The following is a 12,873-nucleotide window of genomic DNA, read 5'->3' as shown; positions in this document are numbered from 1 at the left end:
TGAGATAGCTGGACGTCATCTTATCACGAACATTTATTGGGAATGGGGAGTTCGCGTCCTCCCCTTCCTATTTGATTCTGACATGGAGGTCAGTTATGACTGTGGATATAGGAAATGTAAATCCCACTGTCTCTAAGATTACTCCAAGTGAAATCATCAACAAAGAAAGAGCAGTAGCACAAAAAGTAAAAGCCAATAGTGAATTACATCAGAAGACGATTACCAAACTACAACAAGTAACAGAGGCTTCGCAAAAAAAACGTACAGAAATAAGAGAGATTCTTAAAGAACTTATGAATACAACCGAATTTTATAATAAGAAGTTGGATTTTGAGTTCAAAGAAGCACTAGATCAGGTAGTGGTAAAGGTGATAGACAAGGGATCCGGAGAGGTTCTAAAACAATACCCTCCTGAGGAAATGCAAAAACTTCACTTAAGAATTAGAGAAGCGGTAGGTCTATTGTTTGACGAGAAGATCTAGAGGCCGCTCTTTGGGGGCTTAATTGTCAGATCTTTCTATACCTGGCGTTACTAGTAAATACAATACCTCAAAAATGATTGAAGATCTTATGAAGGTGGAGAAGATCCCTCTCACTAGGATGGAGAAACGTGTTGACACCTATGAAGAAGAGAAAAAAGTTTGGCAAGGTGTTAGTAGGTACATAGGGACGTTTAAGGACAATGCCCGCGTTCTCTATGGTTTTGAAAATCCCTTTGGTGAGAGAAAAGCCGAATCTAGTGATGAAAAGATACTCACTGCCACAGCGAATAGAGAGGCTAACGAAAGTGAATATAAGATCAAGGTCATTCAAACAGCTAAGGCAGATCGTTTTTTATCCGCTCCTGTAAACAATGAGTTTGAAGTTCCAGAGGGTGAATATAGCTTTACCCTTGGAGAAGATGAAGAGAGCTTTAGCTTTTCAGGGGGAAGTTTAAGCAAATTCGCCGATAGAATTAATCAAAAAAGTAAAGGAAAAGTCATTGCCTCTGTCATAAAGAATTCCTCTCAAACTCAAGTATTGGTAGTTGAAAGTCAAAAAGAAGGGAGTGACAATCCCTTAATTCTAGGTTCTGATTTTGAAAAAATAGGTGTAGAACTAGGACTTCTAAAACGAAACAATACATCCCAAGTGGATGTAACTTTTGATTCTTCTCTAGTTGATTCTGCAGATAAAGGACAGATGATATCCGATAGTGCTATTAAGTTATCCCCTACTAATAGCATCACGATACCTTTGAAAGGACTATCCAATTTAGAGGATATGGTTCTGGAAATGGATGCCTATGTATTAACATTACCCGAATCAGAACAGGAGCTACCTAAACCACCACAGAAACCTTCCCTGCAAATGGGAGAAGCTGGATTTCAGGGTATCACCATTCAAAACGAAGCTTTTGATCTTCCCCTACCCGAACCAAAAGCCCCAGAACCTCCTCCCAAGGTAACAGATATGCAAGTCATCAGTGGAGTCAATGGTTCACAGAAAGTCCCCTTCCCTGCTTTAAAGGATCAAGAAGGACAACAAAAGGTCACCATTGCCCTCAAGGACTATATGAACAGCATTAGTGCTCTTGAATTAAACAACAAAAATACAAGCAAAGAGATTACCTTTGAGAATATACGTATCTATAACCCTAATGCACGGGGGGACTATAGCCCTGCCAATCCTATAGCACGGGCACAGGATGCAAAACTAGAGCTTAATGGCGTAGAAGTCGTTCGCAGCACAAACGCCATCGATGATCTTATAGCTGGTGTCGATTTGAACCTGGAAAAAGCTTCTGATGAAGAAATTGATCTTAAAATTGAACCAGATCGAGAACAAATTAAAGAAAAGGTGATCAATTTTATAGGATCTTACAATAGGCTCTTGGCAGAACTTCAAATCCTTACAAAATCAGAACCTTCTATTGTCCAGGAATTAGGCTATTTAAGTGATGAAGAAAGGGATTCTGCCAATGAACGTTTAGGAATGTTCCAAGGTGACATCACCCTAAATCAAATGAAGAATAGACTTCAAACCATGCTCATGAGTCCTTATACCACAGAAGCGGGAAGGGATTTCAGTCTACTGGCTCAAGTAGGGATATCTACCAACGCCACAGGTCAAAGCGGGAACGGAATTGACTCTACCAAATTAAGAGGTTATCTTGAGATGGATGAAGACAAATTCGATGCAGCCCTCAAGTCAGATCTGGAAAGTGTAAAAGACTTATTCGGTAATGATACGGATAATGATTTAGTCGTAGATTCAGGTGCAGCTTATACCACAGATACCTATTTAAAACCTTTTACCCAAATAGGTGGAATCATACCTTTAAAACTCGATAGTATAGATAGACAAGTAGATGATACAAATGATCAGATTGCTGATTACAAAGTTCATTTGGACGATTACGAAGCCAAACTGAAAAGACAATATGGAACAATGGAAGGAACATTAGGTTCAATGGAAAAAACATTCAATGCCATTGATAACCTAAATAAGCAGAATTCCTCTAACTAATTAAGGAGAAAGTGTTTTGGAAATTTTACTAAACAAACAACCTATGGATATACAACTAGAAGGTGAAAATGTTCTGGGAGACATTATCTCTGAATTGGAAATATGGTTAGCCAAGGAAAACTATGTAATCCAAACATTGAAGCAGGATAATGAGAACATAGACCTATCAGATAATAGCAGCTGGAAAGACACAGATATCAAAGGAATTACCAAACTGGAAGTAGAAGCAGTAATGGCTGAAGAAGCCCGTTATAATAACCTGGAAACAATTGCTATCTATTTGACAAATCTAAAAGAGGCCATGCTTCAGGGGAATAAAGAATTAGCATCCGATCTATTAACAGATTTTGAAGGAGTTACCTACTCTTTTAATTCCATGATGGATTCCTCCTTTGTGAAATCAGCACCTTTAAATGTTCTCATCAGTGAGATACATAATTGGGAAACAAACACATCAAAAGAAAATCTACCTCCTAGCCAAGGGCTTGTACAGGCTTTAGAAATATGTGTATCAATGGTAGTGATTCAGATTAAAGAAATCAGTAACCCTATTGAAGAATGTGATAAAGCCTTCACCGTTCTAGAGGGGATGCTACCTGGATTAAGAGATCTCAGCTTAATGCTCCAAACAGGGAAAGACAAGGAAGCTTTGAACCTGGTTATCACTTTAACAGAAGTGCTCAACAAGATTATGCGACTTTTTGGCAAGTACTGCACTCTCAAAAACAAGAACCTTGAAGATTTAAGCATTCAAGAATTACCTGCTCAAGAATTCTTTACTGCTTTGAACAATATTTTCAATGAGCTAGGGGAAGCTTTCGAGTCTAATGACTCCATCCTTATAGGAGATCTGTCAGAATATGAGATTGTCCCCAAACTGGAAAGTCTTATTGAAATACGGAATAGTATCTAGATGCCTATGATTTATTATTTGATACAGTCATCAGGTAATTATCAATTTGTACAACAGGCTGATAGTAAGCAGGTTCTTGTATTTTTAGGATTACTAGCTGCTTTTATATTGCTACTCGTTATTGGTGGAAAAAACAGTACCAGTTCCAGAAGAAAATCAAGTTCTGGAGGACGAAAGTACAATAAAGGGAATTTTAGGAAAGTAGCCCAATCAATGGGCCTGTCCAAGAATCAGGTCAATATACTGGAAAATATCATCAAAAAATTATCCGTATCTAACCCTTTTAGATTATTGGAATCCAGTTCTTATTTTGATACGGTACTCAAAAAAGCCATTAACGCTATTGATGATTCTAGTTTATCCTCAAACGACAAAGAAACTCAAAAGAACACCATATATGGGATACGACAGATAATCGAAGCCCATACAATGAACAGACAAAAGTCTGTTAAAAATAGCTATATCCTAAGATTTGGTATGAATCTAACCTTATCTGATAGACCGGGCTATTCATTAGACAGTCATGTGACAGGTAATGTAGATAGATATTTTACTGCTGAGGCTCCTATTAATCATAAAGGCCAGAGAGTTAAGTGGCACAAAGGAACTAAGGTAAAAGTATCCTTTTGGTTAAATGAAACCAATGGCTATCACTTTTTCACCCGTGTAATGGGCTATAAAAATAGCGGAGGGGTGAACTCCGTTCAACTAGAACATTCTAAAAAGATTCTACCGACTCAACAAAGACGTTTCAGACGAAAAGAACTATCTAAACCTGCTTATCTCTACCCTATATCCATCCTTACCAGTGGCAAAGGGAAAAGGCAAACAAAGAAGGCCATTGTCCATGAGAATCAAGCTTTTATGGGAACAATGTTAGATATATCTGCCGGAGGTTGTTCTGTACGGACCACAACTCCTAAAAATGAAGGAACTTTAATTCGTGTAAACTTTGAAACAGAGCGTGGTAATCCTTTAGTCATTTATGGTAAAGTGGTAAGAACACGCAGTGACACTTACAGAGGCGCTGTTATGCATATTAAAATGACAACTATTTCCCAGAAAAACCTTAACAAAATAAGGGCTTTTGTATATGAGATAGATTAAAATTGCAATTAAGGAGATATTTTAATAATATAAAGCTATGAAGGTTATTCATTTACAGAACTTAGACAAAAAAGACATCCCACTCCACTACCGTAATGAATTTAGTGGAGAAGCTATCCTTTCTGCTATGGGCAAGGAAGTTGAGAAAAAAATTGAATTTGTTATTGAACGAATGCCAACAGGACAGAAAGAAATTACTGTCAAAATACTTGAAGGCCTTGATTATCCAATCGCACCGGTCATTAAGAACCTAAAAGAACATATCGATCAACTAGATAGGGATGGTAAACTGCCCTGATAACTTACATTGCCCCTACTGAAAAGGAGACTATCCAATGGGCGGCTAATCTAGTACCTCATTTAAAACCAGGAACAATCATTACCATGACTGGTGGTTTGGGCGCCGGCAAAACTACCTTCGTTAAGGGTATTGCTCTTGGTCTTCATATTCAGGAACCTATCACAAGTCCAACGTATAGCATCGTGTGTGAATACGAAGGAGATATGCCCTTATATCACATGGATTTATATCGTTTATCCAGTTCTGAGGAATTTGCCTATATGGGACTTGAAGATATCCTTTACGGACAAGGACTGTGTTTCATTGAATGGGGTGAGAGAGCAGAAGGGATTTTACCACCAGACTGTCCTTCCCTGGATATTCAAGTTAACAGGGATGGCTCCCGTAACATCACATTGAAAGGAATAGAATTTTGAATATATTGAGTATAGACACATCAGGAACATCCATGTACCTAGCCTTACAAACACAAAAAGGTTTATATCAATATGCCCAACTAGCCGGCTTATCCCATTCGGAAGAGTTATTGCCCCGAATTGAGACTTTAGTAAGTCATGGCAAAATCGCACTCAAAGATCTTGATTTGATAGTGGTAGCAGAAGGGCCTGGATCTTTTACTGGATTAAGAATTGCAATGGCCACAGCCAAAGGAATCGCCATAGGAGCCGGAGCGGATATAGTAACGGTGTCGACTCTGGACATTTACGGACAGATTTATGGGGAACTTCCCTACACAGTTTTACCTGTCATTGATGCCAAGAAGAATCAATTCTTTGGTGCTTTTTATCAAAAAGGTAAACGAATCAGCGAATATTATGATGCCAAGGCAGATGATATATTAGCCATCCATAATGAAAATATTCTCCTTACAGGTATAGATGGACTACTGTTTCAGAACTCAAGTAGTAAGGAATATTCCTTTTTGCACTTGACTCCAGAGAATACAGCAGTAACTTTGCTAGAGATGGGTTATAATAAATGGAAGATATCAGGGGCAGCTCCTGATGATGCGGCTCCTGTATACCTAAGAAAAAGCGAAGCTGAATTACATAGAGACAAAAAAAAGAATGATCAGTCATGATAACAACGAAGACATAGAAGTTATAGAATCTCTTGAACCTATAGAAGAGGAAACGGAAGGACAAAAATATCATTTTCTGGATTCCATATCCTCATACCCTATCATACAGGAGTTGTTGAACAAGTATACCCGTTCCCTATTACCCATTGTATTGATGGATGAAAATATGATGATTCATTGGGCAAGTATGGGCTTCTTAGGGTCTTATGAAGTTAAAGAAATACCAGTACGACTGCAAAATATGTTTAAGATTGATAAAGAACTACCCTGGAATCAAAACTTTCCACAACATCTAAACATGCAGAGTACAAATGGGTATTTCAAAGCCCAGTTGACCCGATATCGTAAGAAATCCAATAGTATACAATCATTAATCACAGTCTTTCCGCTCTATGATAAGAAGGACAGAGCAATTTTTGCCTATATGGGCATATTGAATGATACGACGGATGAACATCAGTATTATATTAAGAAGACCTTTATCGGTCTCCTGGAAGCTTCAAAGCTCAAGGATGATGACACAGGACATCATATAGAAAGGGTAAACCGCTATAGTCTTTTACTAGCCCAACGCCTTTTTGGCCGTGAAGGCTATGAGGAAATCACCCCGGACTTTCTTAATGAAATAGGATTTCTTGCGGCCATGCATGATGTAGGGAAAATAGGGACTCCTGACAATATCCTGAATAAAAGAGGGTCTCTGGACGATAAAGAATGGGAGATAATGCGGGAACATACCATCAATGGAGCCATCATCTTAAGCTCCTACCCTGGCACAATGGCTAAAGAAATAGCCCGTTCCCACCATGAAAAATGGGATGGTTCCGGATATCCCTATGGCCTAATGGGAACGGATATCCCTCTGGCAGCCCGGATAGTAACCATAGCCGATGTCTATGACGCCCTCCGGTCCAAACGAAGTTACAAAGACGCCTATGATCATAAAAGAGCCATTAATATTATGATTGAGAACTCAGGAACACATTTTGATCCTGATCTATTAAAAGTTTTCCTGGAAATACATAAAGAGTTTGAAAAAACCTACACAGAATTAGTAGGCTAATCCTCAGAGAATAGATCCGGTAAAACAGGTAAGTCTTTCTTGGCCATTAGGGCTGCTTTATTTTCTTCCTGTATAGCAAAGTACACTTCTTGACGGTAAACCTTTACGTCCTTCGGAGCATCAATTCCCAGCTTAACCTGGTCCCCTTTAATATCAACTATGGATATGACGATATTATCACCGATAACAATACTTTCATCTTGCTTGCGAGTTAATATTAACATGATGAGGTCCTTTGTTTCTTTAACTCACTCAATATCCTGTGCCTCACCTTCCAACGGGGATCAGAGCTTATTCCCTGAATACCAATTCGTTTCTTTTTATTAATTAAAACAGGCCCCTGTAAGTTGGCCGTCATTTGATTAGAATCCTCAGGAATCGTTACAATCGCAAAAAGCAATAAATCCTCAGGGCTATCTAGTTCGATAACATTCTTAGTGATCTCATCAATAGCCGGTTCGTACTGAGGATTAAAAATAAGGGGATTAATAAGGACAAAGGCTATTTCCTTTACATCCTTACACTGTAACCAAAAAAAAGGCTGTTGACTCGCATCAAGTAAAACAAACTCCTTCAGGTATTCAAAGCCCAATAACCCGTGAGGGAACTCAATTACCTGTTTTTCACTTACTTCAATCTGTCCATAGGCCTTTGTATTAACTATCATAATTACCTCAAGAAGTCCAATAATGTAGGTTGTAAGATTCGCCCTGCAGCTCCTAAAGCTGCTTTATGGGTGTATTCAAGCATTTTCAAGTCTGTAATAGCCTTAGTAACATCCAAATCAACGGTCTGGGAATCACGAGCTTTCATTTGGGGGATATTGGCATCCAGACGGGCATTCGTCATAGTCACCCGTTCGTCCAAAGCGCCCAATTCACTCAAGTTGGTCAAAATATTATTAATGGAAGAATCAATACTGGCTAAAGCATTTGTTCCAATAGATTCTTGATCACCAGAATACATCAAATCCCTTAATCGAATAACAGAATCAAAGACAGAACCACCATAGACACGGGCGGAATCGGCAACGTTATAAGGAGGTTTATGTCCAATATCACTAACTAGCCCCAAATCCTGCCATACCTGGCTGTCCTCTCCTTCATCCATCCATATCTGATGAGGAACAGTGGTTTCCAGCACAAGACTATCCTTAACCGGGTCAAGACTGGCCTTAACAGTGGCATCAGAATCATTGATCTTATGAATGATACTATGAATATTGTCACCGGCTTTAAGGTTAATGGCCTCCCCATCCAGATAAATAGTTGAATCTTGCAATACCTGATAATCAGTGGCCTTTGCATTACTATATATAGATTGATTATCCGACCAAAAAACAGAATTACCAGGAAAGTTAGAATCAACATAAGCCCCATCACTGATTTCTGTTTGCTGTCTTTGTATGGTTCCGATGTAATCAACATTGGTGATGACTTTCTGAGCAGAACCAGGGACATGTCCTTCAGAAGACCTAAAAGCATCGCCAATACTCTTATCACCACTAAAAATAGCATTCCCTTCAGCACCCTTGGCGTTACCAATAGCGACTAATTCATTAAGCAACTCATTTACTTCCGTACCCATATATTTGAGTTGATCTTTATCATAAGTCCCATGGGCCGCTTGTACATTGAGCTCTCTAATACGCTGCATGATGGATAAAGACTCATCCACATATCCCTCAGCAATACGGTAATCACTCTGAACAGTGGCGATATTTTTCTGGAAGCGATCCATTCGGAAAACATTGGACTTATACCGGGTAGAATGGGCGGCAGCAACAGGATCATCCCGTAAATTCTCAATACGGCTCTGGGTACCCATTTGGTTCTGAACTTTCGCCATTTCCACCTCCCTGCGTCTGAGATGGTATTGCATATCATTATTGGGCATATTAGTACTGATTCTTTTCATCTATCTATCCTTACACACCTAGTCGATTGATTATCGTATCAAGCATTTCATTCACATTGCTGACGAATCTGGCCGCAGCATTATAGCCATGTTGAAACTTGATCATTTCTGCTAGCTCTTCATCCATGTTGACACCGCTAATGCTAGCCTTCAGGTCATTCATATCTTTCATAATGGCTTCTTGAGTAGCTAGAGAGGTTTCTGCCACCTCTCCCTTTAGACCTATCTCAGCGACAGAATCGGCAAAGTAATCATCAAAACTTTTCTCTCGACCAATCATAATAGGATGATTACGTAAAGCCGCTACTTCAATAGCAGCACTACCATCCCCTGCTTCAGCCGCGCGGCCATTGACCCCGAGACCTGCGGCAATAATGCCAGGATCCTTAGCAATATCATGGTTGACCTCTATCCAGCCGGAGGGATGAGATAAAGGAGCTACAGCAAAGTCCGTGTCGCCCCCTCGTAAAGCTAATACTGCATCAGCCTGGTTGAAGTCATAAGCCCCTTCCGGCCCTGAATTCTGCAGTAATCCAGAATATCCCACCAGGAATTGGCCAGAGTCTTCCACATGACGAATAACAAAATCAGGATTCTCTGCTTGTTCTGCCGGTAAGGATTTGATCTCAAGACGTCCTTCCCTGTCTAATCGAGCCACAACTTCCCCGCCGGAATTGTTGATCCTATGAATCAAGTCACCGACAGTATCCGCCGCATAATAGGGGATCTGAATATCTTCTCCAGGACTGTTAATAGTAATGTTACCTTCCAAACCAATATGATCATTAGCATCGAGACGATTGCTTCCGGTCATTCTAAAAACATAGGTAGAGTCGTATTCCCCATCCCCATTGGCATCATAATTACCTGCTATATTATTGACAAAGGGATACTCCTTAAAGAAGTCCATACCAGTCTGCCCACCAAGGCCATAACCCTTATTATGAACCTCATTAACCAGATCCATAAAGTTGACAGTCATTTGGTCTAGTTTTTGGATTTCTCCCTTCACATCTTTATCTCTCAGTTCAAGGAGAGCTCCTAACTTGCCACCTGTAATATGAACCTCTTCCCTATTATCAGCCCGGACAACCTTATGAAGACTGTCATTGAGAGGATCCGGCTCTAGAGCATAAGGACTAACAATACGTCCCTGAATAAGGTGAACTCCTCCAGTATGAATCTGAAACTCATCAGGATCTCTAATGTTTTCTACGGTAATAGGAATCAATTCTGATAATTTGCTTACCATCAAGTCCCGTCTATCATACAAATCATTAGGATTATCCCCCATGGCTTCAACCTTAATGATTTGTTGATTCAAACCTGATATATCATGAAGATAATTATTGATTTCACCTACTGTCACTTTGACATCATCATCGATCATCTGTTGAACGGAGCTCAAACTGTTAAATCGGGTGTGGATACCATCCATTAAGGTTTCTGACCGTTTAAGGACGGCTTGTCTGGCACTTAACTGTTCCGGATTAATACTGAGTTCCTGCCAACTATCCCAGAACTTATCCATCATAGAACGAACAGACACATCAGCGGGCTCGTTATAGACCTGTTCTACCATCAACAAATACTTATCACGGGCGGTCCAATAACCTTGTTCATTAGATTGAGCCACGATACGCCGTTCTAAAAGATCATCATGGACACGGGTAATAGAAGACACCTCTACTCCCTGCCCCACCTGACCGGGACGGTTTTCTCTATTCAAACCAGGTTCATAAAGAGGATCAAAAGCCTTTAACTGAATCTTTTGCCGGCTATATCCTTCTGTAGACGCATTAGATAAGTTATGTCCTACAGTCTGCATGGCAGTAGTATTTGCTATAAGAGATCGTTTTCCTAACTCAATTCCTGAAAAAGTGGATGCCATTCTTTACTCCTATAATTGCTTATTTAAGAAGAGGGCTTGATGATTCGCTTCGAGCTTTTTACCAGCCGTATTGTAGAGATTGCCCTTTTTATGGGGAAAAATCTCCTGAAGAGCGAACTTTATCGTATTGGTGGTTACATCCAGATAATCCTGCATGCCCTTGGATTGACCTTTTATTTGAATCGTCACAACCTTGATCTGACGATAGATTCTGATTAATTCTTCCCTGTGGGCCGTATCAACATCTGCTACAGTTCGATAAAAGGGAGTGTCACTGGATAGATTGAGACTGGTACACAATTGTCTGTACAGCTCAAATCTTTGTGATTCAGCTTGTTCCATCTTCATAGACAATTTTTCAAGAGTTACAAGAGACTCCTGGAGACCATTCCAGTCCTTATCATTTATATATTTTTTCAAAATCTCTTCCTCTTTTTGAAAAGAAAGCAAAAGATTATGTTGTTCTTCCATGGTATTAATCAGGGATTCACAATGTTCAGGTACCATTTTGTACACTCCTATACTTGCCTTTCGGCAAATAAAGAGGGCTGGTTTAGAATCTTTTCACACATAATTCCTTAGATAAAATGAGACAAAGTGAGCCGGGGATTTTGTTTTCGGTAGAAGATCAAAATGTTACTATATATATCAAAGGAGCTTAATGTGTTTAAACTTAACAATCCTCTATTGGTTCTCGATCTGGAAGCAACAGCCGGAAAGGATGATAAAGGATACCAAACGAATAATTATATTATTGACATAGGATCCGTTCTGTTAGACACAGACCTTAAGGTAATAGGTGAATACGATCATCTGGTCAAACCCGGGGAATCTATATCGGACTTTATACACAAACTAACGGGTATATCTAATGAACTGGTACAAGAGGAACCTTACTTTGATGAGATAAGCAAAGATTGGCACAGGTGGATAGAATCCTTTGATATAAACCTTAAAAAATTACGACTTGCCGCCTGGGGTAACTATTTTGACATCCCCTTGCTTCGGCGCAATTATCAACAGTATGACCTTAAATATCCTTTTAGCGGTACCGCATTGGATATCAAATCTATTGCCTTCCTATGGCTCTCCCTTAGTGGAAGACGGACAGATAGGTACGATGTGCAATCAATGGCTCAGATGCTCAACATTCAAGTTGATGGCACATTTCATAGAGCCATCACTGATGCCCGCGCAGAAACAGCCTTACTACAACGATTCTGGTCAGACCTGGAAGGTTTCTACCTACCACAGGGGGATGGCCCCTTTACTCATTACAACATTACAAGGAATGACTAATGCTTTTAAATTATAAAACCTATGGAGAAGGATTACCCTTATTAGCCATGCATGGACTAATGGGGGATAAGGATAACCTGGCCTTCTTAAAGAATGCCTTTGACGGGCAATATCAAAAGATCCTCATTGATCAACGTAATCATGGCGATTCCTTCCATACCTATAATATGAATTATTCTATCATGGCAGAGGATCTATTCAATATAGCAGACCACCTGGAACATGATAGTGTGTATCTCATTGGACATTCGATGGGAGGTAAGGCGGTTATGGAAGCGGCCTTACAGCATCCAGATAGGGTAGAAAAACTTATTGTACTAGATATGGTCCCCTTTGCTTTTCCTTATCGCTATGTGGATTACATGGAAGCTATGCTAAAAGCCCATGAAAAGTCCTTCATGACCAAAGAAGAACTAAAAGATTTTTTACTTAACGAATTACATGAAAAAGCCCCCTTTCCCTTTCTGGCCAAAAATTTCTCCCGAAAGCCGCCCTACCGTTGCCGTATGGGATTAAAAGAACTCCTGGCCAATGTGGACCACATCTTTGAAGAGTTGCCCAAAGGACGTACCTATTCTGGGGAAACTATATTCATTTATGGCCGTAATTCCTTTATGATGCAGTATTTAGATGAAGAAAAAATTAAGGAATATTTCCCCATGGCCAGTTTTCACTATGTGGATTCCGGGCATCTTGTCCATCTGGATAAGAAGGAAGAAGTACTGTCCCTCCTCGGTGATTTTCTCCTCTAAAAGGGTATGAGGTAAAAATTTTACCTAAAGAAAACAACTAA

Annotated in this window: 15 protein-coding genes; 10 read left to right on the top strand and 5 right to left on the bottom strand. The window is 39.7% G+C overall.

From position 1 onward, the window contains the following. Positions 1–95: 95 nt before the first annotated feature. The 8 genes from K345_RS22645 to K345_RS0117870 are packed head-to-tail and all read left to right on the top strand — an operon-like array spanning position 96 to position 6,973. Positions 96–482, top strand: a complete 387-nt coding sequence (locus K345_RS22645) for a flagellar protein FlaG (protein WP_053228447.1) — start codon at positions 96–98, stop codon at positions 480–482. 22 nt (positions 483–504) lie between these two features. Continuing rightward, positions 505–2,508, top strand: coding sequence for a flagellar filament capping protein FliD (fliD, locus tag K345_RS0117900; protein WP_028975336.1), 2,004 nt, complete (start codon positions 505–507; stop codon positions 2,506–2,508). A 16-nt stretch (positions 2,509–2,524) separates the two neighbouring features. Then, complete coding sequence (locus K345_RS0117895) at positions 2,525–3,421, top strand: hypothetical protein (RefSeq protein ID WP_028975335.1); 897 nt, start codon at positions 2,525–2,527, stop codon at positions 3,419–3,421. Positions 3,422–3,427: 6 nt separating this feature from the next. Beyond that, positions 3,428–4,528, top strand: coding sequence for a flagellar brake protein (locus K345_RS0117890; protein ID WP_211227921.1), 1,101 nt, complete (start codon positions 3,428–3,430; stop codon positions 4,526–4,528). 37 nt (positions 4,529–4,565) lie between these two features. After that, positions 4,566–4,826, top strand: coding sequence for a hypothetical protein (locus K345_RS0117885; protein ID WP_028975333.1), 261 nt, complete (start codon positions 4,566–4,568; stop codon positions 4,824–4,826). Beyond that, on the top strand, positions 4,823–5,245 hold the full coding sequence (gene tsaE / locus K345_RS0117880) for a tRNA (adenosine(37)-N6)-threonylcarbamoyltransferase complex ATPase subunit type 1 TsaE (RefSeq protein ID WP_342664879.1): 423 nt from the start codon (positions 4,823–4,825) through the stop codon (positions 5,243–5,245). Before K345_RS0117885 ends, tsaE begins: the two co-directional genes overlap by 4 nt. Beyond that, positions 5,242–5,910 (top strand): tRNA (adenosine(37)-N6)-threonylcarbamoyltransferase complex dimerization subunit type 1 TsaB, encoded by a 669-nt coding sequence (tsaB, locus tag K345_RS0117875; protein ID WP_028975331.1) that lies wholly within the window; start codon positions 5,242–5,244, stop codon positions 5,908–5,910. Before tsaE ends, tsaB begins: the two co-directional genes overlap by 4 nt. Then, a complete protein-coding gene (locus tag K345_RS0117870) occupies positions 5,897–6,973 on the top strand; it encodes an HD-GYP domain-containing protein (protein WP_028975330.1) in 1,077 nt (358 codons plus the stop codon). Before tsaB ends, K345_RS0117870 begins: the two co-directional genes overlap by 14 nt. Here K345_RS0117870 and csrA read toward each other — a convergent pair. From csrA to flgN, 5 genes are read right to left on the bottom strand one after another with little or no spacing between them, the layout of a single operon-like run. Next, positions 6,970–7,197 carry a carbon storage regulator CsrA gene (csrA, locus tag K345_RS0117865; RefSeq protein WP_028975329.1) on the bottom strand — a complete coding sequence of 76 codons (228 nt, stop codon included), beginning with the start codon at positions 7,195–7,197 and terminating at the stop codon, positions 6,970–6,972. The two genes, K345_RS0117870 and csrA, sit on opposite strands and share 4 nt — an antisense overlap. After that, positions 7,191–7,640, bottom strand: coding sequence for a flagellar assembly protein FliW (gene fliW / locus K345_RS0117860; RefSeq protein WP_028975328.1), 450 nt, complete (start codon positions 7,638–7,640; stop codon positions 7,191–7,193). Before fliW ends, csrA begins: the two co-directional genes overlap by 7 nt. 2 nt (positions 7,641–7,642) lie before the next feature. Beyond that, positions 7,643–8,890: a flagellar hook-associated protein 3 gene (locus K345_RS0117855; RefSeq protein WP_028975327.1), complete on the bottom strand. Its 1,248-nt coding sequence runs from the start codon at positions 8,888–8,890 to the stop codon at positions 7,643–7,645. 10 nt (positions 8,891–8,900) lie between these two features. Beyond that, positions 8,901–10,781 (bottom strand): flagellar hook-associated protein FlgK, encoded by a 1,881-nt coding sequence (gene flgK / locus K345_RS0117850; RefSeq protein ID WP_028975326.1) that lies wholly within the window; start codon positions 10,779–10,781, stop codon positions 8,901–8,903. A gap of 9 nt (positions 10,782–10,790) precedes the next feature. Next, positions 10,791–11,288 (bottom strand): flagellar export chaperone FlgN, encoded by a 498-nt coding sequence (gene flgN / locus K345_RS0117845; protein WP_028975325.1) that lies wholly within the window; start codon positions 11,286–11,288, stop codon positions 10,791–10,793. A 156-nt stretch (positions 11,289–11,444) separates the two neighbouring features. On the opposite strand from flgN, the gene K345_RS0117840 reads away from it, so the two are divergent. Continuing rightward, positions 11,445–12,080 carry a 3'-5' exonuclease gene (locus K345_RS0117840; RefSeq protein ID WP_028975324.1) on the top strand — a complete coding sequence of 212 codons (636 nt, stop codon included), beginning with the start codon at positions 11,445–11,447 and terminating at the stop codon, positions 12,078–12,080. Then, positions 12,080–12,832 carry an alpha/beta fold hydrolase gene (locus K345_RS0117835; protein ID WP_028975323.1) on the top strand — a complete coding sequence of 251 codons (753 nt, stop codon included), beginning with the start codon at positions 12,080–12,082 and terminating at the stop codon, positions 12,830–12,832. Before K345_RS0117840 ends, K345_RS0117835 begins: the two co-directional genes overlap by 1 nt. Positions 12,833–12,873: the final 41 nt, after the last annotated feature.

This window comes from Spirochaeta cellobiosiphila DSM 17781, assembly GCF_000426705.1.
Taxonomy (GTDB): domain Bacteria; phylum Spirochaetota; class Spirochaetia; order DSM-17781; family DSM-17781; genus Spirochaeta_E; species Spirochaeta_E cellobiosiphila.
Note: the sequence above shows the minus strand (reverse complement) of the source record. Positions and strands in the feature narration are given on the sequence as shown.

What these genes read in the sequence shown, in the direction of transcription:
- K345_RS22645 (WP_053228447.1), top strand. Translation starts at nt 96, where the DNA reads ATGACTGTGGATATAGGAAATGTAAATCCCACTGTCTCTAAGATTACT.
- K345_RS0117890 (WP_211227921.1), top strand. Translation starts at nt 3,428, where the DNA reads ATGATTTATTATTTGATACAGTCATCAGGTAATTATCAATTTGTACAA.
- K345_RS0117885 (WP_028975333.1), top strand. Translation starts at nt 4,566, where the DNA reads ATGAAGGTTATTCATTTACAGAACTTAGACAAAAAAGACATCCCACTC.
- K345_RS0117870 (WP_028975330.1), top strand. Translation starts at nt 5,897, where the DNA reads ATGATCAGTCATGATAACAACGAAGACATAGAAGTTATAGAATCTCTT.
- csrA (WP_028975329.1), bottom strand. Translation starts at nt 7,197, where the DNA reads ATGTTAATATTAACTCGCAAGCAAGATGAAAGTATTGTTATCGGTGAT.
- fliW (WP_028975328.1), bottom strand. Translation starts at nt 7,640, where the DNA reads ATGATAGTTAATACAAAGGCCTATGGACAGATTGAAGTAAGTGAAAAA.
- K345_RS0117855 (WP_028975327.1), bottom strand. Translation starts at nt 8,890, where the DNA reads ATGAAAAGAATCAGTACTAATATGCCCAATAATGATATGCAATACCAT.
- flgK (WP_028975326.1), bottom strand. Translation starts at nt 10,781, where the DNA reads ATGGCATCCACTTTTTCAGGAATTGAGTTAGGAAAACGATCTCTTATA.
- flgN (WP_028975325.1), bottom strand. Translation starts at nt 11,288, where the DNA reads ATGGTACCTGAACATTGTGAATCCCTGATTAATACCATGGAAGAACAA.
- K345_RS0117835 (WP_028975323.1), top strand. Translation starts at nt 12,080, where the DNA reads ATGCTTTTAAATTATAAAACCTATGGAGAAGGATTACCCTTATTAGCC.